Source organism: Paenibacillus sp. FSL F4-0122 (assembly GCF_038002845.1).
GTDB classification, from domain to species: domain Bacteria; phylum Bacillota; class Bacilli; order Paenibacillales; family Paenibacillaceae; genus Paenibacillus_AQ; species Paenibacillus_AQ odorifer.
Genome location: NZ_JBBODI010000001.1, coordinates 1,736,888 through 1,758,108 on the forward strand (window position 1 = coordinate 1,736,888; position 21,221 = coordinate 1,758,108).

19 protein-coding genes are annotated in these 21,221 nt (G+C 45.7%); 6 read left to right on the forward strand and 13 right to left on the reverse strand.

Annotation, left to right across the window (positions count from 1 at the left end; genetic code table 11):
* Positions 1 to 32: 32 nt before the first annotated feature.
* From MHH49_RS07345 to MHH49_RS07360, 4 genes are read right to left on the reverse strand one after another with little or no spacing between them, the layout of a single operon-like run.
* Complete coding sequence (locus MHH49_RS07345) at positions 33 to 626, reverse strand: xanthine phosphoribosyltransferase (protein WP_036682513.1); 594 nt, start codon at positions 624 to 626, stop codon at positions 33 to 35.
* A 42-nt stretch (positions 627 to 668) separates the two neighbouring features.
* A complete protein-coding gene (locus MHH49_RS07350) occupies positions 669 to 971 on the reverse strand; it encodes a hypothetical protein (RefSeq protein WP_038568522.1) in 303 nt (100 codons plus the stop codon).
* A gap of 25 nt (positions 972 to 996) precedes the next feature.
* Positions 997 to 1,815 carry a TrmB family transcriptional regulator gene (locus tag MHH49_RS07355; RefSeq protein WP_036682516.1) on the reverse strand — a complete coding sequence of 273 codons (819 nt, stop codon included), beginning with the start codon at positions 1,813 to 1,815 and terminating at the stop codon, positions 997 to 999.
* A gap of 40 nt (positions 1,816 to 1,855) precedes the next feature.
* On the reverse strand, positions 1,856 to 2,647 hold the full coding sequence (locus tag MHH49_RS07360) for a zinc ribbon domain-containing protein (RefSeq protein ID WP_036682517.1): 792 nt from the start codon (positions 2,645 to 2,647) through the stop codon (positions 1,856 to 1,858).
* A 243-nt stretch (positions 2,648 to 2,890) separates the two neighbouring features.
* Between MHH49_RS07360 and MHH49_RS07365 the strand changes: the two genes are divergently transcribed.
* Entirely contained in the window at positions 2,891 to 3,580 is a 690-nt protein-coding gene (locus MHH49_RS07365) for a GTP pyrophosphokinase (RefSeq protein WP_051491247.1), read from the forward strand.
* Positions 3,581 to 3,942: 362 nt separating this feature from the next.
* On the opposite strand, the gene MHH49_RS07370 is transcribed toward MHH49_RS07365, so the two are convergent.
* From MHH49_RS07370 to MHH49_RS07380, 3 genes are all read right to left on the reverse strand, one after another.
* On the reverse strand, positions 3,943 to 5,094 hold the full coding sequence (locus MHH49_RS07370) for a WD40/YVTN/BNR-like repeat-containing protein (RefSeq protein WP_076141851.1): 1,152 nt from the start codon (positions 5,092 to 5,094) through the stop codon (positions 3,943 to 3,945).
* Between the two features lie 138 nt (positions 5,095 to 5,232).
* Complete coding sequence (locus MHH49_RS07375; RefSeq protein WP_076101349.1) at positions 5,233 to 6,024, reverse strand: hypothetical protein; 792 nt, start codon at positions 6,022 to 6,024, stop codon at positions 5,233 to 5,235.
* Positions 6,025 to 6,057: 33 nt separating this feature from the next.
* Entirely contained in the window at positions 6,058 to 9,144 is a 3,087-nt protein-coding gene (locus MHH49_RS07380; RefSeq protein WP_036682521.1) for a DEAD/DEAH box helicase, read from the reverse strand.
* 463 nt (positions 9,145 to 9,607) lie between these two features.
* On the opposite strand from MHH49_RS07380, the gene MHH49_RS07385 reads away from it, so the two are divergent.
* Positions 9,608 to 10,372 (forward strand): TspO/MBR family protein, encoded by a 765-nt coding sequence (locus MHH49_RS07385; RefSeq protein ID WP_076146867.1) that lies wholly within the window; start codon positions 9,608 to 9,610, stop codon positions 10,370 to 10,372.
* A gap of 93 nt (positions 10,373 to 10,465) precedes the next feature.
* Here MHH49_RS07385 and MHH49_RS07390 read toward each other — a convergent pair whose 3' ends face one another.
* The 5 genes from MHH49_RS07390 to MHH49_RS07410 form a co-directional block, all read right to left on the reverse strand.
* Complete coding sequence (locus MHH49_RS07390) at positions 10,466 to 10,846, reverse strand: RidA family protein (protein WP_036682524.1); 381 nt, start codon at positions 10,844 to 10,846, stop codon at positions 10,466 to 10,468.
* 93 nt (positions 10,847 to 10,939) lie between these two features.
* Positions 10,940 to 11,605: an oxidoreductase gene (locus tag MHH49_RS07395; protein ID WP_038568515.1), complete on the reverse strand. Its 666-nt coding sequence runs from the start codon at positions 11,603 to 11,605 to the stop codon at positions 10,940 to 10,942.
* A 19-nt stretch (positions 11,606 to 11,624) separates the two neighbouring features.
* Positions 11,625 to 12,899 carry an MFS transporter gene (locus MHH49_RS07400; RefSeq protein ID WP_051491245.1) on the reverse strand — a complete coding sequence of 425 codons (1,275 nt, stop codon included), beginning with the start codon at positions 12,897 to 12,899 and terminating at the stop codon, positions 11,625 to 11,627.
* 95 nt (positions 12,900 to 12,994) lie between these two features.
* Positions 12,995 to 14,407: an ATP-binding protein gene (locus MHH49_RS07405; protein WP_038568513.1), complete on the reverse strand. Its 1,413-nt coding sequence runs from the start codon at positions 14,405 to 14,407 to the stop codon at positions 12,995 to 12,997.
* 167 nt (positions 14,408 to 14,574) lie between these two features.
* Positions 14,575 to 14,778, reverse strand: a complete 204-nt coding sequence (locus tag MHH49_RS07410) for a CsbD family protein (protein ID WP_036682530.1) — start codon at positions 14,776 to 14,778, stop codon at positions 14,575 to 14,577.
* A gap of 460 nt (positions 14,779 to 15,238) precedes the next feature.
* Between MHH49_RS07410 and MHH49_RS07415 the strand changes: the two genes are divergently transcribed.
* The 4 genes from MHH49_RS07415 to MHH49_RS07430 all read left to right on the forward strand — a co-directional run bounded on the left by MHH49_RS07415 (position 15,239) and on the right by MHH49_RS07430 (position 19,753).
* Positions 15,239 to 16,132 carry an FMN-binding protein gene (locus tag MHH49_RS07415; protein WP_076141849.1) on the forward strand — a complete coding sequence of 298 codons (894 nt, stop codon included), beginning with the start codon at positions 15,239 to 15,241 and terminating at the stop codon, positions 16,130 to 16,132.
* 48 nt (positions 16,133 to 16,180) lie between these two features.
* Positions 16,181 to 18,061 carry an FAD-dependent oxidoreductase gene (locus tag MHH49_RS07420; RefSeq protein WP_036682533.1) on the forward strand — a complete coding sequence of 627 codons (1,881 nt, stop codon included), beginning with the start codon at positions 16,181 to 16,183 and terminating at the stop codon, positions 18,059 to 18,061.
* A gap of 245 nt (positions 18,062 to 18,306) precedes the next feature.
* Positions 18,307 to 18,756 (forward strand): hypothetical protein, encoded by a 450-nt coding sequence (locus tag MHH49_RS07425; protein WP_036682535.1) that lies wholly within the window; start codon positions 18,307 to 18,309, stop codon positions 18,754 to 18,756.
* Positions 18,757 to 18,772: 16 nt separating this feature from the next.
* Positions 18,773 to 19,753: a polyprenyl synthetase family protein gene (locus MHH49_RS07430; RefSeq protein ID WP_036682537.1), complete on the forward strand. Its 981-nt coding sequence runs from the start codon at positions 18,773 to 18,775 to the stop codon at positions 19,751 to 19,753.
* A gap of 550 nt (positions 19,754 to 20,303) precedes the next feature.
* Here the strand turns inward: MHH49_RS07430 and MHH49_RS07435 are convergent.
* Positions 20,304 to 21,188 carry a UbiA-like polyprenyltransferase gene (locus tag MHH49_RS07435; protein ID WP_036681005.1) on the reverse strand — a complete coding sequence of 295 codons (885 nt, stop codon included), beginning with the start codon at positions 21,186 to 21,188 and terminating at the stop codon, positions 20,304 to 20,306.
* Positions 21,189 to 21,221: the final 33 nt, after the last annotated feature.

Genomic DNA, 21,221 nt, shown 5'->3' on the forward strand with positions numbered 1-21,221 from the left:
TAGCTTTTGACTGAGAATTGATTCCAAAAGACTCAAACAAGATGCTCTTCCTCGTCTTCCACGAAAGTGACTCTTCCGTCCTCCAGCGAGGCGATACGCACGAGTGATTCTACGCGATATCCCGCTTCCTGCAGCAGCCGATTCCCTGGCTGGAACGCTTTTTCGATCACAATGCCAATTCCAACCACACTCCCTCCCGCCTGCTCAACAATACGGGCAAGTCCGAAGGCGGCTTCACCATTCGCCAAGAAATCATCAACAATCAGCACCCGTTCTCCGGGAGCAATGAATTTCTTCGAAACGGTAATTTCATTCGTTTCTTTCTTCGTGAAGGAGTATACCTTCTCCACGTAAATGTCTTCTGTCAGCGTCAGCGATTTCTGCTTACGGGCAAAAATCAATGGAACCTCCAGCTCTAATGCTGTCATAATCCCCGGAGCGATTCCCGAGGATTCTATAGTCAGCACCTTCGTAATTTCTTCGCCAGCGAACCGGCGGATAAACTCACGGCCAACCTCGCGCATCAGGAAGGGGTCCATCTGATGATTCAGAAAAGAATCCACCTTGAGCACTCCTTGCCCGAGTACAATACCTTCTTTCAATACCTTTTGTCTCAACAGCTCCATAGTGCTCCTCCTTCTCCCATCATTAAATCCATTCTCCCCACATTACAGGCCTGTCGGCTTCTGAGGCAATAAATTTCCAACGATCGATTTTAAATTATGATCATCCTTGCTCTTTTCCTGACCGTTATCATAACCCGTAATTCGAATCTCCAAGAAATCTCCCGGATTTACCGGTTTAAAAATCAATTTCTCGCGGTCTTCCAGTCTCACGTTAAAATTCATATCCTTAAACATTTCGACCAGTTCTGCTTCTCCAGGAGATGCTCCCTTATCCAGAAACAATAGTCCACGCAATTTCTTAGGACCATCATTGTGCACCACTTCAAAATGAACGATACATTCCATGCTTCTCACCTCCCTATGATAATAACTACTGCGCCTGTTCTTCCCCATCATCGCCTTGATCATACATAACATATTTGCTATGAATTTTGCTGTAACGTTCTCCATAACGCTCTACTAATTCTGCGCCCATATCCTGCTCCAGCTCGAATAAGACCATTTCCTGTGTAAAATGATTCAACAGCAGCTCCACTAACACCGGGTGCTCTGTTACCACTGCTTGTGCGGATCCATCATCATAACGCATCCCCAGCATACACCAGCTCCGGTCGATCACAAATGAGAACTTCCGTCCATCCGCCCGCTGCGAATCTTTTCCGAATGACGGCCATACCGGGTAAGAGGCAGCAGCAGCATTGCCACCGTCAAAAGCCCATAAAAGCCTAACGCCACGCAGTTCGGCCTGTTCAAGTTCGCTCCGCAGAAGCGACGCTTCCTCGCGCCACATATCCACTACAATCTCCTGCTCTGCCATGTTAAGCTGGCGAATCAGCGCCCCCATTACATTGCGGTCGCCCTCTACATTATAAAAAGAAGGACTAACAGGCCCCCCGCGAGGCATCTCACTTTCCATATAAGCCAGCGAAGCTTGAACTCTTCCCGAGATCATCGTCGCCAGCTCCTCTGGATTGAGAACACTATACCGCGCAGGCTCTCCTTCACCACATCGTACATATCCCTGCTGTGTTAGGCGCTGAAGCGCCGCATACACATTTGATCTTGAAACTCCGAGCTGTTTGGCAACCTCATAGCCAGAAGCCTGACCTTTAGTCGCAAGCTCGACCATGATTTTGGACTCCATCTCCGTGAAGCCCAGATTGCGCAGATGCAGCAGCAGCTGTTCCATCTTGTTGTCCCCCTAAGCCCTAAGCTGACTGATATCTGTACTATATTTGCTCCGATCCACAACGCGGGCACCATAAGGAGCCCTTTGGCAATTCATTCCGACAGATTTGACACTTAATCATATCACGTACACCACTGTCCTGGGTGACTGCGGACTCCTCCTGATGTTCATTCGCATTCCAATCGCGGATGCGACGATCCAGCTCAAGCTGTCTTTGTCTTTCCCGTTCCAGCTGATCAGCATGTCTGCGATCCCGTTCAATGTCATGTTCGTTCGCCGCATATTCCTCCAATGGCAGCTCATCATCCTCTGAAGGCAGGATCTCAGAATACACCATACTTTGCGGATGGAGCTTCATTGCAATCTCCTTCTCTTCATCCGTTAGCTCATCTGCACCATAGTATTGATCCTCATCCTCTTCGTCCTCATCCACAGTTTTGACGAATACGGGCGGTGAAGGAATCTTTCTTGAAGTGGTTAGCTCCTCCAGCTTACTTCCACACTTTGGACAAAAGTTTGCATCGAGCGCCACAACATTGCCGCAAGAACATAACCGTTCATTTTTCAGTTCAGCAATCCTTGCGCGTTGGACTTCGATTTTTTCCTGAAGTTTGGAACAGGTCCGTGCCAGCTCTACCATTTTGCCTTCAGCTACCGACATATCCTTAGTGCGATACCCTTCATAAAAAAGCCTGCCCATTTTCGTGAATTCCACTTCCATCTCACGTTCAATATCGGAAATAAGCCCGTTCAGCTTGCCAATCTCAACAGAGCTTTGTGCTTTTTCAGTAACCCGGCTCGCACTATCTTTGATTCGTTTCATAAAACTCATTACAGTTCCTCCCTCTCCAGCGATACGTGATTCTATCATACCAAATGTATCGAACAGATTCATTAATGTGCTTTAATACGCGATTTAGCGGAGAATGTTCCTATAAATTCTTATTTTCACTGATTTCAGACGTTATTTTGCGTCAGGGGTTCTACATCGGTTAAAATAGAATTAATCACAAATAACGAAATTGGGAGAGTTTCAGTGGAAGAACATGACAGCACACAGCTTACGCTAAAACAGATGCAGGTACACGTTAAGGATCTGCAACATTGGCAGGATAACGAGGATTTCACAAATCTTATCAATGAGTTTAAGTCTCTGCCAGCACTCTATCGCCATGCACTAAATGATCTTGAGAATAAAATCGATGTGATCAAAACGGAATGGCAGGTCCGTGACGGCTTCAGTCCCATCGAACATGTTAAATGCCGAATTAAAGAACCCAAGAGCATCCTGCAAAAGATGGAGCGCAAAGGTTTCGAGTTCAACTTGGAAAATATGGAGCAGCACATTCACGATATTGCAGGTATGCGGATTGTATGTGCTTTTGTTAAAGATATTTACCGTCTGGTTGATCACCTCAGCACACGCGAAGACATTCGCGTATTGGAGATCAAAGATTATATAGCCCATCCCAAGCCGAATGGGTATCAAAGCCTGCATCTTATCGTCGCAATTCCGCTCGTCCTGCTGGAAGGAACACGCTGGGTCAAAGCAGAAATACAGCTGCGAACCCTAGCCATGGACTTCTGGGCAAGTATGGAACATATTCTGTATTATAAATTCGATAAACAGCTCCCTTCGCATGTTGCTGAGGAATTGAAGGATGCCGCACGCGCCGCCGATGAACTGGATCAAAAAATGCTGCGCCTGCGCCGTGAGATTCTGGAACTTGCAGAAGGGGAATCCCCTGCCGGCGGGCAGGTTTAAGCTTTCATATTTCTACATTTCTCAAAAATTAAGGGGATGTCTCATAAGCCATGACAATGGCTGCTGGGACACCCCCTTCTTTTTAATCGATTAGGCCGTTTGATCGATACCCTTCGCCGCCGAAGCAAGGGGTTATCAGACACAGCCGATCTTATTCACAGAATAATCCTCCATTTTGCATACTAACGGACCCCAAAGTCACTAACGGCATAAAAAACACCGGATCTGCGCCCTACTATATGAAATAGCTGCACTGGAGTCCGAAAACATGCTGGATAGGCGGTAAATGTGTGAATAACGCCCCCTGGGTCCCTAAGTCTCAACGGCTAATCATTACATCCGGCATTCCGCTGTATTCAGCCTCAAGGCTTGCCAACCAAAGGCTTCCATGTAACGCCACCATCTGTAGTGGTCTGTAGAAATTCAGGACCCGCCAGCCAACCGTTTTTCGGCGTAACAAACTGAATATTCTCTGCCTTCGTGAATAGCTGCGAAGTAGCAATTATCCTCCAGCTTACACCCCCGTTGACAGTCGCCACCAGTTTACCACCCTCCTGCAAGGCCCAACCTTCCCGAGCGTTCAGCCATGTTGTTCTCACCGCCTCAGTACCGAGTAATTGAGGGCCCGGCTTCCATGTCCTACCTCCGTTATCACTTATGTAAAACACCATACTTCGAATCCCATCGTCAACAATCTCCAGCGGCAGGATGCCTTTCATATTGTCTTTGCCTGAGAATTTAGGTGGATAACTATTACTGTAAGTAAATGCTGCCATAGCAGCCGGCTTCTTTAATTGTTCCGGCTTCCAGCTCTTCCCGCCATCCGAAGTTCTGAACGTTAAAATGTATTCTTGCCCATGGTTGCTGGAGGTGATCCAGCCATTCCGGGAATCCTGAAAGGTCATCCCTGTTGGATAGGCTTTAATACTCCCCGTTAGATTTCCGATTCGCTTCCAGCTGTTCCCGCCATCTGTCGTGCGATACAAGGATTTCTCCATCATCCCGAGACCAGGTTCTGAATCCAGCAGCACATACCCGTTATTCACATCGATAAAATGAATAAATCCGCCACTGTATCCTTGCTCCCAATCCTCCGTGACGGGAAGTTTTGTCTCCTTCCAGGTCTGGCCCTGATCAGAGGTATGATAGATCAGGACAGATTGACCCATACCATGACTACTTATAATCCAGCCATTTGTGGCATTCAGGAAAAAGCTTGCTGCGGCAAAGATGCCTGTTTCTTGTGGAATAGGAACGATATTGCTGTCCGGATGGTACCAACTACTCCCTCCATCGTTCGTAGTCCATAATCCAGTCTCGTCTATTCCCCACCCATGCTTTATGTCATTCATGCTAAATTTAGCAGGATACCCCTGCAAAGAATTCATATCCGTCTTCAGCTCAGCGGTATTTGTCCCAATACTCGAATCTAAACCAAACTTATCGTTTACCATGCAGGATTGCAGAAATAACCCGGCAATGATTATCGGGGCAAAAACGGCATATAGTCTCAAATGAAATCCTCCTTTTTCCATTTCCTTCTATTCTATAATCATAGACAGAGTTTAATAGTAAAAGGTTACAGAAGCTTTACACAAAGAAGCCGCCTCCTCAGATAGGATGCGGCTTCTCTACACTCCACTGCTGTTTAATTACGCCTTACTTGCTCGACGGGCAGCAGCTTCTGCTACTCGATTCATAATCAAAGTTAGGCCTTCTAGCGCCTTAGGTGTCTGAGGCAGCAAAGCTCCCCAGTCTTCCGTTACCGCTGCTACTACCGGCGATGAAGGAAATGGCCTAGCCGTAATCTCATGGAACTGCGGTCCCGGCTGGTGAAGCGAACCTTCAGCAGCCGCTTCTGCAAGCCATTCTCCAGAGGAAATTGCGGGGCCCTTGCGCTCTAGCCGTGCTAATTCCGTTGCAAGCTCACTAACGGGGGCTGCCTCTGTCTCAGAATCATCGGCGGCTATATCACTTTCAGCCCAAAGGGCAAATATTCCATCCAGGAGTTCTCCCTTAGTAAATCCTCTCAGAGAAAGCGCCAGCAGCGGTTCTTCAGCTAGTCGTTCTTTTATAAGCTGCAGAGTCTCCGCCTGATCCTCTAACCCTTCACCCTCAAAGAGGGCCTGCTCCAGCTCTGTATCTGTAGGCAGAAGATCCAGTTCCGCCAGCCCACCCGTTAATCTCCCCTGCAACAATGCAAATACCTCATCCGGACTTAGCGCCAGACGCCGCAATATTTCTTTTCTACGGGCAGCATGCCAGACTGGAACCTTCAGAGAGAGAGGTCGCTCCGGTCTTTGTCCCTGAGGAACAGCAGAAGTACCGACATTCCATTCACCCTTTGCCCGCGACCCTCCCGTCACTCTCCCGGGCGAAGTCGTCCATGCTGCTTTTACTAATCCAGGCACAACTTCCAGCCGCATCTCTAACAGTTCACTCATTGTTTGATCCCTCCGTATTGCTCATGTCTTTCCTTACATCCAATCCTGATCCTGCAGTTCAATAAGCTCCTTCAGTTCATGATTAGACATCTCGGTCAACCATGTTTCACCAGAACCAACAACCTGCTCCGAAAGGCTTTTCTTCCGCTCAATTAATTCGTCAATACGTTCCTCCAGTGTTCCTTGGCAAATCAGCTTATGAACTTGAACATTCTTATCCTGTCCAATTCGGAAAGCCCGGTCTGTCGCCTGATTCTCCACTGCCGGATTCCACCAGCGATCGTAATGAATAACATGATTGGCCCGGGTTAAGTTCAAACCTACTCCACCCGCTTTAAGAGATAACACGAAGAAGGATGGACCCTTGCCCTCTTGAAAATCATGCACCATCTCGTCACGCTCTCGTTTTGGAATCCCTCCGTGAAGGAACAATGGCGATGTACCATAACGCTTAGTAAGCTTGCTCACCAGCAGCTCGCCCATCGCTACGTATTGCGTAAAGATCAACACAGATTCGCCAACTTCAGCAATACTATCCAATACCTCGAACATAACCTCCATTTTACCGGAATGTTCATTACGCGGACTCCGACCTTCTTCTTTCCGGAATAGCTGAGGATGATCGCAAATCTGCTTCAGCTTCGTCAGAGAGGATAACACCAGTCCACGGCGAGCCATACCACTGCTCTCCCCGATCACGCCGAGCATTTCATCCACAACACCCTGATACAGGGCAGCTTGGGTCTCGGTCAGCGGGCAATAAGACTTCAACTCCAGCTTCTCCGGTAAATCTTTAGAAATATCCGGATCACTCTTCAGACGCCGCAACAGGAAGGGTGATACCAAGCGATGCAGCTCCCGCAGACGCTCCCCACCCTCCCCAGACACATAACGCTGCCGGAAGGAATGATAGGTTCCTAAATAGCCCGGGTTTAAAAAGTGGAAAATAGACCATAACTCGCCAAGTCTGTTCTCTACCGGAGTACCCGTCATAGCTATGCGATGCGGCGCTGATAACTTCATCACACTCTGCGCCTGCTTCGTACGGTGATTTTTAATATATTGAGCTTCATCCAGCACCACTGTTGACCACTGAACATTAGCTAAATCCTCGCTGTCACGCCCTGCCAAGTGATAGGTCGTCAGTACGATATCATGACTGGTTGCCAGTTCTAAGAAGCTATCTCCCCGAACACGGCGTCCACCATGATGTATGTGTACATTAAGCGAAGGAGCAAAGCGCTGCAGCTCCCGCTGCCAGTTGCCAAGAAGCGAAGTTGGGCAGAGAATCAGCACAGGCTCCTGCTTCTCTTCAGGGGGAGCACTTAACGCCCGGTCCAGCAGGCAGGTGATAACCTGCACCGTTTTACCTAGACCCATATCATCGGCGAGACATACCCCAAAACCCAGACCACTGAGCTCGGCCAGCCACTGATAACCCCGCTCTTGATAAGGTCTTAAAGTTCCATGCAGACCTTCAGGTACGGGACGCACCGGAAGATTACGTAATACATCTCCGCGCATAAGCGATGCCAACAGCCCGGATGTCTCCATCCCAGTGACGGACATTCCTTTCCAGAGCCGATCTTCACCATCCTCGGCTTCTAGGCGCATCCAATCCGCGGCAGTCATTTCTCCGTTTTCATGGCGTTTCATATATCTAAGAACCTGGCGGATTTCTTTAGGATCTATCTCGATCCATTCCCCGCGGAAACGTACAAAAGGTACGCCAGCCTCTACTAATGCGTTTAGTTCTTCCTCACTAATCGCACTTTCTCCAAGCGAGGCCTCAATACGGAACGAGATCAGCTCTTCCATACCCAGAGCCGCGGGCGCAGGACTATCGCCCCCGTTCACGCCTGGCTGCATTTTCATCTTCATGCCAATGCGGCGGCGTCCTTCACGGCTCCAGCGCGAAGGCATCTGCACCGTTATTCCCCGATCGCGCAGCTGCTGCACCGTCTCCTTCAAAAAGAAATAAAGACGTTCTGGTTCCAAATCTGCCCCCGTAGGCGCAGGCTTAGCAAGAGCGCGCTGGATATCCGGCGATATCTTCGCAGCCCGGCCCAGCGCTATAAGCAGCTGCTGCTGGATATTGCGATAGCGTTTCCCCCATAACGTAAACTCTCGTTCCTTACTGCTCCAGATCGATTTGGCGGGAAACCAGAATTCCCCTTCTTCCTTATTCTCCGCCCAGAAGGTTAACCGCCAGACTTCATTATTGTCTTCTGGCGGCTCCAGCCGTAGCCCAAGACCCAGCTGCCCGCTCCGCGCTTCCTCTGGCTCTGAATGTGGCACATCGCTGCCAGCGGTCTCGTTCACAGTGACCAAAAGGTCCGTCACCTCTGCTGGAGTTCCTTGCACGGGTATATCTCGGCTTCCAGTGAGAAGGCTATTCCACCACAGTTCAGTTAAAGGAGAATAACCCCGGCGATAATTTGCTTTATAAGGGGTTAACTCACTTTCAATGCCCGCAATTACCTTTTTTATCTCAGCAGTCATTACAGCCTGCATAAAGGAGTAAAGCACATAAGCTCCAGCCTCATCGCGAGAGGATAGATCCCCTGCCTCTGCGATATGCGTTCCTAGTGCAAGAACAGGCATGGATGCTGCCAGCTGCAAAAAGATCTCTTTGTCCTCCTGCTTTCGGAAAGCTGGCGACCAGCAGACTGTCGCCGCCTGTTCTCCGCCGCGGCGACGTGAGCCCACGGGGCGTGGTGGCAAGGCTCCCGGCGTAATCCCGCCTGTACCCATCAGCTCCAGCGCAAAACGTGCCGCTGCTGCCCAGTAACGCAGTTCGCCGCCTGGCTCCACTCCCTGATCTCGGCATAACGTCTCATCCCATGCCAGAAGCAGTTGAAATGCATCGCTAGGAACCAAGGCGAGCCCTTCGAACGTTCGTCCGGGCAATCCGCGCCGGGCTGGCTTCCCCTCTACAGGGGGAGCCGGATATTTCACTTCTGCCAGACGCAGAGCAGCAGTTGCAAAAGGACGCACTCCTCCCTGTAGCTCCATCCGCTTCACTACGCGAGTCCAAGCGTCAACCTTCGGCTCCGAAGTTTCGCCAGAGAAGCAAAATAAAACGTCCCCTAACCATATTGCATACAGATGCTTAGTCATCGGTGATCTCCTGTCTTTTAAGCAAGCAAAAAAAGAACCAGCCCCCCACCATCAGGAAGGGTAACTGCAACCTTTTCCGCGAGAAATAAATTTTGAAGCTATACAAGTAGAAGCCGCCTCTTCCTCTTTTAGAGAGGGGATGCGCTCCTGCGGTAAATATAAGGATAAAGAACTAGGACAAAACTTATATTTTCTTGAATCTTCATCTCTTCATCTTATACGAAAAAGCGCTGATTTAAAAACATTTCTGCATATTTTCTGTAGATTTTTATGAAATAAAGTTGAAGGATATAGAAACACCCAGTAATTTGATTCATTTAAAATACCCCGCACTACTGCCCTGCTATCCAAGAATGTTATGACTCACTAGTCACTTCTTTTCTTTTTATAGTCTTAATTGTGCCAAAAAGGGGTATATTCTAAATAAGCAACACCCTATTAAAAAAGCTAGGGAGTGAATAATTTGAGACGTTATAATCCTTATAAATGGTGGAACCTCGTATTCTTTGTGGGTGTAATTATCGTAAATGTGCTGGCGGTAACCTTGCCTTTGGGCGGAAACAGTACAGGAGAGATCTCTGACAAATATAAGACTTACATGACTCCTGCTGGCTATGCCTTCTCCATTTGGTCGCTGATTTATTTATTGTTAGCCGGTTTCGTTATTTATCAATTCCGCTCCTATACAAGCTCTAGGGATTCTGTACGAGTTATTTCGTTCTGGTTTATCCTGAGCTGTGTTTTTAATATGAGCTGGCTTTTCCTCTGGCAGTATCTATACATCGAGCTTTCATTGATTGCCATGGTGTTAATGTTAATTTCAATCATTGTTATCTATCGCAAATCGCGCCAGATCGCAAATCCTACTTCAGGTGAGAAATGGTTGATCAAGCTACCCTTTAGTATATACCTTGGCTGGATCTCTGTGGCTACTATCGTGAATGTTAGCGTTGTTCTGGAGAAAAATCATTGGGATGGATTTGGACTTAGCGGGATAACCTGGGCTGTGATCATGCTCTGCGTGGGGACACTGCTTGCGGTGTTAGTCAGCTATCCTAACCGAGACAGCATCTATCCTCTGGTCTTCGTATGGGCTTTCATCGCGATTGCCCTGGAACATAGAGAGGCTAATGCAGTCTTTGTGACGGGCACAATAACGGCAGGTCTTCTGCTGCTCTACAGCATTTGGCTATTGCTCACACCCCGCAGAAGATACAGCAGATACTGATTGTCCTTTTGATATTATAAAAAGGCAGGCTCAGAAGGTGATCCTTCTGAGCCTGCCTTTTTTGTAGATTAATTTAGAAGTGCGAAATCATATTTATTTTTTACGCGCTACCGCTTCGATCTCAACAAGGCCATCTTTTGGCAGACGGGCAACCTCAATGGCACTGCGGGCAGGATAAGGTTCTTTAAAGAAGGTGCTGTAAACCTCATTAACTGCTGCAAAATCATTCATATCCTTTAGGAATACAGTGGTCTTCACTACATGATCCAGTGATGCACCAGCCTCCTCAAGAATAGCTTGTACATTGCTAAGTGCTTGACGAGCTTGTTCCTGAACGCCTTCAGCCAAATTCCCTGTCTCTGGATTAAGGCCCAGCTGTCCTGAAGTGTATACCCAACTACCGGTGGTAATGGCTTGACTATAAGGACCAATGGCTCCAGGTGCTTTTGTAGTAGCTACTTGTTTTTTACTCATCTTGTTACCCCTCTCCATTAAACGCTGATCATTTATTGTCCATTGTAAGTCCTGTTCTCACCGTAATGCAAATTTATTAGCAGCCCGAAAAACTTATCGTTTTCCAATCACATGTATTACTTCATTCGTGTAGATATGCAAACCATGCGTGTCAGCAGAGGCAATGTTAACCATAGCTCTCGCCACAGTTACACCAGGAATGGCACGATATTTAGCTGCTTTGCCAACCATTACAAACTCCAGCGCTTTCATCAATCTAGCCGCGACGCGTTCTCCCAGTCTGAATTCCTCACGATGACCCAGCAGCAAGGATGGCCGAAACAAATGCAGCCCTTGAAAACCGATTTTGCTTAACGCTTCCTCTGCTCTACCCTTAGTCCGACTGTAGAAATTGCGCGATTTGGCATCTGCCCCCATGGATGAAACAACCAAAAACTGTTTAACACCGTGATCTCTCGCAATAGTAGCAGCTGCAAGCGGATAATCCAGATCAACACGTTCGAACTTCTCTTGTGAACCTGCCTTCTTGATCGTAGTCCCGAGGCAACAGAAGATGGAATGAACGCCTTCGAACGAATCGCTATACTCCGCCAGGTTCTCCCAATCCACAACGATTTGCTTAAGCTTGGGATGTTCTAAAGCTAATGGAGTCCGTACAAGCACTCTCACCTCACCCCAACCTTCACGATTCAGCAATTCCTCCGTAACCGCTTTCCCTACTAACCCAGTAGCCCCTAATACCAACGCAATCCTTAACATGGAATAGTCCCCTTTACTTCTATTCGTCCTTTAGAATACGACGGCCCAGCAGGAAGGCAAGAGCAATCATAAGCGTTCCCACTACCAACTGCATACCGTATACTTGGGTCCATTGCGGCCAGTGGGCAATTTTTTCATACAACTGTCCCCCGATAAGCGGGCCAAAAAAGGATGATAAACCCGTAAGCGCCGCATAGGTCGCCATATACATAGGCCGTTCTTTTTTCGGCGTGTCCCCAATAATAAAATTAAAGGCCAGCTGGTTGAAACCGCCTACACCTACACCAAAAACAATATGAGCGGCAAACAACACCAACAGCATCGGCAGCACAGACAAGAGTCCCCACATTAAAGAGGACAAGGCAATAATCGGCAACGTAAAGAACAACAGACGTTTATTGCTATATTTTGCATTTAGATTGCCCCAAACGTAGAAACTGGCCATCATAAAAAGAGTCTGGGACACATTAAGCAGTGATAACGTTTCATAATTTATATGAAGTAACTGCAACATGACATACGAGTATAGCGGAACAGTTAGATTCTGCAGCAGCAACCAGGCGGCCAGAAACAAAGTAGACTTCATAAATAAAGTATCTTTAAGCGGTTTCTTAAACATCGGCAAAAATTTATGTTCTTCCGATTTCTCGAAAGGCACGTCGGGATAAAAAAAGAATACAACGACGTTAGAGATCGCGAAGATCCACACAACAATATAAAGAATCAGAAAGCCATGGCTCCCGGGATAACGATCCAAAACGATACCCCCACCATACATTACCAGACTACCGAGTGCATTCAGGAACGTATTACGAATCCCAAAATAACGTCCGCGCACACGTGCTGGAACAAGATCGCTGATCACAGAGCTCCACAGCACACCACCCGCCGTATTGGCAATAAATGCAGTAGTATATAAGGCTATAAAAGCCATGACCCAATACTCTTTAGGAAAAATAAACGGAATTAGCCCCGTAGAACTCCAAAGTATCCTATGCAGGCCGATAAAAGTAACCATAGCCCATTTGCGGCTTGGCAGCTTCTGAATCAAAAAAGCTACCCCGATCTGCATCACATTAACCAAGGTGGTAAGCGCTAGCACAAATCCAATTTGACTTGAAGTGGCTCCTAAATATAGTAGGAATCCTGTTAGAAACTGCCCTTGCAGCAGTACCTGGAAAATGGTCGATGGCACACCTTCCCAGGTAGCAATGCGCAAATTTCTGCGATGTACTGAGGTTTTACGGACACGCTTTGAACTAGTAACTGTGTGCTTAGTTTCCATGTTGTTCATAGAGAGGGGTAACACTCCTTTGATGCGGCATTTGCTTCATTCTACTCCGCATCAATCTACTGTCAATACGCCAAATTAACAAATAATATTGGAGCTTACTCTTCTATGATTTCGAGGGGTAAATAAAGCGAAAAACGGCTCCCTTTACCTTCCTCACTTTCTAAAGTAATGAAACCTCCGAGCAGTCTGGCCAAATCATTACTAATAGAAAGCCCTAATCCTGTTCCGCCATATTTTCGACTAATTGTTCGATCCGCCTGTTGGAAGGCTTCAAAGATCATGGCATGCTTCTCTGGTGCAATACCAATACCGCTATCTTCTACCTCAAATACAATCCAATGCTTCACAATAGCTCTTTCCCCACGTTCCTCTTGACGAATACGGAGTGCGACATGGCCAGACTTTGTAAATTTAAAAGCATTAGAAAGCAAATTGCGCAGGATTTGCTGAATCCGCTGCGGGTCGGAATGAATCATTTGTGGAACATTTTTTTCCATATCAATATTAAATTCCAGTTCTTTTTGTTTCGCTGTCACAGCGAACTGCATAGCCAGAATCTCTGGAATCTCACTAACACTTAAATCTTCATTAATAATATCTAATCGACCTGCTTCCACTTTGGACAGATCTAATATATCGCCAATAATCATCAATAATTCTTCACCAGAACGGCGGATAATAGCTGCATACTCCCTCATTTCTGCTTCCGTAAGAGAATTATCATTGTCTTCAATTAATTGCGATAAATTAATAATGCTATTCAGTGGCGTTCTAAGCTCATGAGACATATTTGCCAGAAATTCCGATTTAAATTGCGAAGCCATCATTAACTGATCGGCACGCTCTTCAAGCTCGATCTTATTCTTATGCAGCTCCTCCGTCTGGGCAGACAGCTGTTCATTAGCACGCTCAATCTGTCCATTCCGCAAGAGACCCAATTGAAAGTCACGGATAATTAAGGAGAATAGAACACTTAGAATCAATCCGGCAGGGAAAGTAATCGGCATAATCTCTTTTATGTACTCTGGGGCGGGGATCACACCAAACACCATAATGTTGATTGCGTTCATTACATTTATGACTAGAATCACGATCAAACCTTTGTTCACCATACATAAGTTAGATCGTCTGACCCAGTAGCTAAGCGCAGCACAAACAAATCCTAGAATGGACAGATTAATGGTTCCGGCCATCGCCGCCTCATTTACTCCAAAAGTTAACCGTGTAAGACCTGTTCCTATACCGATCAAAACAAGAATGAAAGGATGCGGATAAGCCAGCGTTGATATAATAAGTGGCACAAAACGTAAATCAAAAATCACATGCTCACCCAGCCTATATCCAAAAAGAGTACTAATCCACCCGGCAAAAATGGCCAGTAATACCCAGCTTACCTTTTTTATTCCTACACTTGCATTTGAAATGGTGTTTTTATATATAAGATTAGCCAAATAGGCTACAGCTATTAGCATTGCGGTGTTTCCAAAAAATATTTTAAGATAACCCATAGATTCACTCCCACCTCGGCAAAATAAAATACAACTTTCATCTCATAATACTACCATACTAAAGCCCCATTCGATAACTAACGCCCATGGACGCAGAAGAAGAGCGCAAATCAGATGCGATTTGCGCTCTTCTTCTGGAATTTTATATTAACGTCATTAGTAATGAATTAATCGCGGTAGGAACGTCCCCAGGTTTGGTACTCTTTCTCCGCGTCTTCTTTCGTATGTCCATAACGTTCTTGTAGTTTACCTACTAATTTATCCTTTTCACCGTCAATTACGTCAAGATCATCATCTGTAAGCTTGCCCCATTGCTTCTTGGCCTCGCCTTTGAGCTGTTTCCATTTTCCTTTAAATACATTGTTGTCCATTATAAGCTCATCTCCTTAGCTGAATTAATTAGGGTAGGATTGTTATCCCGTGTTACCTTTACTTACCCTTCCCCATTCGCTATGAATCTTTCCACATTTCAAGACATTCGCAAATTAAGTCGTATTCTGTCACATATATTTTTAAATATATGTATTCAAATCTTTTAAAATTTGATATAATCCAGATATAAATTAAATATTTAATTTTTTAAGTGATTTATTTCACAATGGTTTTCCTAGTCCATGTGCTAGAATGCCATCGGAGATAAAACAACATCATTAAATTTTTTCCTAATGTATGCCGATATAAGTCAAGATACTGTTACAAATGGGTAATAACGCATGAGATTAAAGTGACAAATATCATTTATAAAGTGATTTTTATCACTTCGCTCGACTATTAAAATGTTTTACATTTTAATATATATATTTTAAACTATATTTTTGGAGGTCATTTGAAATGAAAAAAGCTTCTGTTATCTTGTCGAGCGCACTTATCCTTGGATTGCTCGCAGGTTGTGGTAACAACACAGACAACGCCGCAGCCCCTACTAACGCACCAGCTGAAACAACTGCTCCTGCAACAAATTCCGGTAACGCTGGAACTGAAGCTGGACAGTACAAAGACGGAGTTTACTACGGTACTGCTGACGTTGATGCTAAAACTGGCTGGCAATATTTCGCACTCTTAACTGTAGAAGGTGGAAAGATCACTAAAGCTGACTGGGATGCCTTTAACGTTAACACTGCAGGCGACCTGAAGAAAAAAGTTTCCGAAGATGGTAAATATGGCATGAAAGCTGGCGGTGCTTCTTCTGAATGGCACGAGCAAGCAGCTAAAGCTGAAGAATTCCTGATCGAAAAACAAGATCCAGCAGCTATAACTTTTGATGCTGAAGGGAAAACTGATGCCATCTCTGGTGTATCCGTACACGTATCTGACTTTGTAAAAGCTGCTCAAGCTGCTCTTGCTGTTGGTCCAGTAGAAGCTGGTCAATATAAAGACGGAGGCTACCATGCTGAAGGCGAAATGGACGCTGAATCCGGTTGGAAATCCACTGTTGACCTGACTGTTGCTAACGGTAATGTTGTAGCTGTTAAATTCAGTGGTTTGAATGCTGCTGGCGATGACAAGAAGCAATTCTCCGTTGATGGTAAATATGGTATGAAAGCTGGCGGCGCTTCTGCTGAATGGCATGAAGAAATCGCTTTGGCTGAAAAATACTTCCTTGAAAACAAAGGTGTTGCTCCAACGCTTGATGCTGAAGGCAAAACTGATGCAATTTCCGGCGTGAGTATTCATGTTGGTGAATATTTTACACTTGCAGAAAAAGCACTCGAAGGCGCGAAATAATTTCGCAGGACCTTCTGCAGCTAATCAGACGAATGAGGTGAATTTCTCTTGAAGAAGATAGTCATTTTGGGCGGCGGCTACGGCGGCGTACTCACGGCTAAAAAACTGGCAAAGAAATTTAAGAAAAACAAAGATGTTGAAATTACACTGATCGACCGGAATCCATATCACACTCTATTGACTGAGCTGCATGAGGTTGCCGCGAACCGTGCTCCAGAGGATTCAATCAAGATCGATCTTAAGAAGATTTTTGCGGGCCTTAAAGTAGATGTTGTTCTTGATGAGATCAGCAATATCGATTTCAAAAGCAGAAAACTTAAATCGGATAAAGCTACCTACGCTTACGATTACCTTGTAATCGGCACAGGTAGCAAACCAACCTTCTTCGGCATTCCAGGCGCAGAAGAAAACACCTTCTCCTTCTGGTCTTACGATGATGCGGTAGCATTGAAACGTCAAATCCGCGATATGTATACCAAAGCGGCTATGGAGAAAAATCCAGCTGTACGTCGTGCTATGCTAACCTTCGTTATTATCGGTGCCGGCTTTACTGGTGTCGAGCTAGTTGGTGAAATGGCTGAACAACGCGAGGAATTATGCAAGGAGTTCTTTATCGACCCATCCGAAGTAAGACTGATTGTGGCTGATATGGCTCCGAAGATTTTGCCTATCCTTCCAGATAAGCTGATTCAAAAAGCTGAAGCTCGCCTTCGTAAGCTGAACGTAGAAATCGTGACTGGCGCTAAAATCACCGAAGTAGGCAATGGTAGTGTTGCACTTGGTGAGAAAAACGTTGTCGATTCCCAAACAATTGTTTGGACTGCTGGTGTTGAAGGCTCCGAAATCGTTGGTGGACTTGAAGTACAACAACAAGGCCGCAAACGGATTGTTACGAATGAGAACCTGGAAAGTGTAGATCATAAGAACGTTTACGTAGTAGGGGACAACATTTTCTACATTCCTGAAGGTGAAACTCGTCCTGTACCACAAATGGTTGAGAACGCTGAACAAGCAGCTCCGATTGTTGCTGGCAACATTGCCGCTGACATTCAGAACACTGCTAAAAAAGCTTACAAACCAGGTTTCCACGGTACAATGGTCTCCATTGGTAGCCGCTACGGTGTAGCAAACGTTGGTCTGCCAGGTAAGTTCTTTATGCTTACTGGATTCATGGCAATGCTTTCCAAACACTTTATTAATATGTTCTACCTGTCTCAGGTTGTCGGATTCAATAAAGTATGGACATATATGATGCATGAGTTCTTCCATGTTGAGAACCGCAAGAGCTTCTTGGGTGGTCACTTCTCCAAACGTTCACCTAATTTCTGGCTCGTACCACTTCGTGTTCTACTTGGTGGTATGTGGTTATACGAAGGTATTGAGAAGATCCAAAAGATTTGGAAAGATCCAGATAAGATTTTCTTGATTCCAGCTGCTCCTTTTGCAACGGATGCTTCATCAGCAGCCAGTGTTGCAGTAGATGCAGTTAAAGACACCGTAGATGCACAATCTGCAGCTTCAGCAGTATCCACTGCAAAAGAAGCTGTTGAAGCGTTGCCTGTACCTAACTTCGTATACAACATTACAAACTGGTTCATGGATTTGATGTTCTACAACAACGACGGAAGTTACACTTTCCTCGCGAAATGGTTCCAAATCGGTATGGTATGTGCAGAAATCGTCTTCGGTATTATGCTCATCGTTGGTCTCTTCACTGCACTCGCTTCTATAGCGACTGTCGCCATGTCGGTCATGATTTGGTCAACCAAAATGGCATCGACAGAAATGTTATGGTACGTTGCTGCTGGTATTGCCTGCATCGGCGGATCAGGAAGCACACTTGGTCTAGACTATTATGTACTTCCTTGGCTTAAGAAACAGTGGAAGAGAATTCCGCTCGTCAGACGATGGTATCTATACACCGACTGATAATAAAACCCTGAATTAGTGTAATTTATCATATAGAACATATGTGCAAATTGTATTTTATTAGGGTTAAATATGGATATACTTCAGAGTAATGTGTCCCTAGGACACATTACTCTCCTTATTTACAAGAAGAAAATAACCTTCCTAATCCTAGGAAATGGTGGTTTTTTCTTGAATGAATGGTTTTGTAGGGATGATCGGGGTATGGTTTCTTCCGGCAAAACCGACAAGAAGGAGAGAATCTTGTGAACAAACAACTCATAGAAGATACCCTCCGGTTGTTGCATACTGAAATGTCACCTATTGCCGGAATTGAGCTTCAGCCCTCTCCGGCTGCATGTGAACAGTTAATCTCGGTACTGGAACGCCATGATCTGGAATACAGCCGCAAAGTCAATTTGCTGGGTATTTACACTATTCTCACTTTGGCAGCAGAGCGCCATATGGAATGTATCCCACATCATCCCGACCTTACACGCAACATTTTGGATGGAGATTATTTGTATAGCTTTTACCTGCAGTTTGCGGTGAAATGCCGTGAGCTCGACTTAGTTGCTTATCTAGCTCCTTCGATCAAAAAAATGCAGATTAGACGGTCAAATGGAGACTTCGCGGAACATGATCCAGCTACTGGAATCGAAGAGTTCTTGATCCAAGAGTGCAGACAGCGTAATCGCACAAGCAAAGCCATTTGACAGGTGGGATCCATAAATGAAGCTGCATGAGGCCTTAAATATAGACATAAATGAAATCAACCGCGAAATCGTAAACCTTGTGGCGCGTGATAAAGATGTACCTAAGAAATCTCAGCTCGCGCAAAGTGTTCTAGAGCTTATAAATTCCGGTGGTAAACGCCTTCGTCCCCTCATGGTCATTGTTGGCAGTCGGTTTGGCCGTAAGGATACCGGCCGCAGAGCGCTTCAATTAGCTGCTGCTGCTGAATTTATTCATGCCGCCTCATTAATTCATGATGATATCATTGACCGTTCAGAGTTACGGCGGGGCGTACCCGCCTTACATATTAAGACGGGGACATTGTCAGCAGTACATGTTGGTAATTACATGTCCGCTCGGGTCATCGAGCTGCTGAGCAAATATACCGGAGATAAAAACAGATACGTTCATGACTTATCCTCTGTAGCCACCGCTCAGCTGTGTCTGGGTGAATATCAGCAAATGGAACATGCTTTTGATTATGAAATTACAATGGATCAGTATTTGGAGAAATCCTTAAACAAAACCGCTCTTCTTATGGCAACCTGCTTACGGGTTGGTGCTTTGTCCACTGAAAGCACCGAAGAAGTTGCCAATCTCCTTTATAATTTTGGAGAAGCCTTGGGGATGTCCTTTCAGATACAAGATGACTTGCTAGATTTCACACAGTCCGCCGATGTCCTAGGCAAACCTGCCGGTAGCGACCTGCGACATGGTCAGGTCACCCTGCCAGTGCTGTACGCCTTGCAGGACCCTAAGCTCTCGCCTGTGATCCGTGCAATCGGCCCGGATTCTTCCGACGCTGAAGTAGCACATGTGCTCACCCTAATTAACAATAGCGATGCCCTCGCTCGCGCTGAACGGGTCAGCCAGAACTATCTGGATAAAGCTGCAGCTATTGTGCAGCAGCTCTCCTCCTACCCGGCGCATGCTGATCTGGAAACGTTGCTGCAATATTTTGCGGACCGTGATCGCTAAAGCGTACGTTCTAATACAAATAAAAACGGATACCTCCCATTCACTTGGGGGTATCCGTTTTTTTGATTTAAACACATCATTTCATTGATCTTGTCGCAAATTCAAACCGATATTTTTCCGCTTCAACAAGACAAGCTAAACACGCAAACGCAGCGTAGCGCACATGAGCTAATTTAGTCATTCTACTCCATCGGATATAATTAGGGAAAACCTCCCTAAAATTAGCTACTAATCGCTCGAAAACTACGATATTAGGGAAAACCTCCCTAATAAAGTCCACTTTAGCATGCTTTTAAGAGTAACCAGCTATATTTCAGGGAGAAATTCCCTAAAACAGAGTTTAAAGATAATAAACGCAATAAGATTAGGGAGGTTTTCCCTAATCTTTGCATTTAGCTTCCCCCTTACAGAGCGGGGAGCGAGTCAACACAAAAAAGGAAAGCTAGCGTAGCCAGCTTTCCGATTCCTTTTGGGTAGGCTATTGTCTTTTATTGTTAGTTTGCGGGCAATGCGCCAATGCTCAGCCAGCCGGCTCACCAAAGCCAGCTCTCTAACTAACATAGAAAAAATCAATCAGCGTACACAATAATATCACTATGCTGATTACCTGATTTAGATTATAAGAAGCAACCTTCATCAGCTTACGATTCGAAGGTTTTATAATCTTATGCTCGGTCATCAGGAGCAATGTAGCGATGCCAATCCCAACCAGATACATCCATCCGAGATCCTGCCATACGTATAGAAATAATAACAGCATAATCATAATGAAATGTAGACCTTTGGCGATACGCAGCGCATTCTCTAATCCAAAGAAGCTCGGAATAGACCATAACCCATGCCGCCGGTCAAATTCAATGTCCTGAGTGCCGTAGATAATATCAAATCCGGCAATCCAGAGCATAACTACCGTCCCGATCACAAACGGTGTAAATGCGATATTTCCAGTTACGGCAAACCATGCACCAATCGGCGCGGAAGCAATGACAAAGCCTAAATATAAATGGCTGAGAAAGGTAAAACGTTTTGTATAAGAATAAGTCGATATCAATACGATTGCTACCGGCGATAAGAGCAGGCAGAGCAAGTTCAGCATGCCTGAAGCCACAATAAAGATGGCATAATTGACAATAACAAAGACAACCACTTCTTTTTCTGCCAGTAACCGTTGTGGCAAATGCCGATGTGCCGTACGAGGATTCTGTTCATCAAACGTACGGTCTGCCAGCCGATTGAATGCATTAGCGCCATTACGGGCACCGATCAATGCAATCAGACCCCAGATCATTACATGCCCTGATGGCCAGCCCCCAGCGGCCCACACCATAGAGATAATGGCAAACGGCAGCGAAAAAAGTGTATGAGAGAACATCACCAGTTCACTGAACATTTTCAGCTTTAGGCCTGCAGTTTTAAAAATGTTTAGAATAGCCATTCGTTTTCCTCTTTCTTCGCTACTTGAAATTCA

Coding starts and splice junctions, on each gene's coding strand:
- MHH49_RS07345 (WP_036682513.1), bottom strand. CDS start 626: ATGGAGCTGTTGAGACAAAAGGTATTGAAAGAAGGTATTGTACTCGGG.
- MHH49_RS07350 (WP_038568522.1), bottom strand. CDS start 971: ATGGAATGTATCGTTCATTTTGAAGTGGTGCACAATGATGGTCCTAAG.
- MHH49_RS07355 (WP_036682516.1), bottom strand. CDS start 1,815: ATGGAACAGCTGCTGCTGCATCTGCGCAATCTGGGCTTCACGGAGATG.
- MHH49_RS07360 (WP_036682517.1), bottom strand. CDS start 2,647: ATGAGTTTTATGAAACGAATCAAAGATAGTGCGAGCCGGGTTACTGAA.
- MHH49_RS07365 (WP_051491247.1), top strand. CDS start 2,891: ATGCAGGTACACGTTAAGGATCTGCAACATTGGCAGGATAACGAGGAT.
- MHH49_RS07375 (WP_076101349.1), bottom strand. CDS start 6,024: ATGAGTGAACTGTTAGAGATGCGGCTGGAAGTTGTGCCTGGATTAGTA.
- MHH49_RS07380 (WP_036682521.1), bottom strand. CDS start 9,144: ATGACTAAGCATCTGTATGCAATATGGTTAGGGGACGTTTTATTTTGC.
- MHH49_RS07390 (WP_036682524.1), bottom strand. CDS start 10,846: ATGAGTAAAAAACAAGTAGCTACTACAAAAGCACCTGGAGCCATTGGT.
- MHH49_RS07395 (WP_038568515.1), bottom strand. CDS start 11,605: ATGTTAAGGATTGCGTTGGTATTAGGGGCTACTGGGTTAGTAGGGAAA.
- MHH49_RS07400 (WP_051491245.1), bottom strand. CDS start 12,899: ATGAACAACATGGAAACTAAGCACACAGTTACTAGTTCAAAGCGTGTC.
- MHH49_RS07405 (WP_038568513.1), bottom strand. CDS start 14,407: ATGGGTTATCTTAAAATATTTTTTGGAAACACCGCAATGCTAATAGCT.
- MHH49_RS07410 (WP_036682530.1), bottom strand. CDS start 14,778: ATGGACAACAATGTATTTAAAGGAAAATGGAAACAGCTCAAAGGCGAG.
- MHH49_RS07415 (WP_076141849.1), top strand. CDS start 15,239: ATGAAAAAAGCTTCTGTTATCTTGTCGAGCGCACTTATCCTTGGATTG.
- MHH49_RS07430 (WP_036682537.1), top strand. CDS start 18,773: ATGAAGCTGCATGAGGCCTTAAATATAGACATAAATGAAATCAACCGC.
- MHH49_RS07435 (WP_036681005.1), bottom strand. CDS start 21,188: ATGGCTATTCTAAACATTTTTAAAACTGCAGGCCTAAAGCTGAAAATG.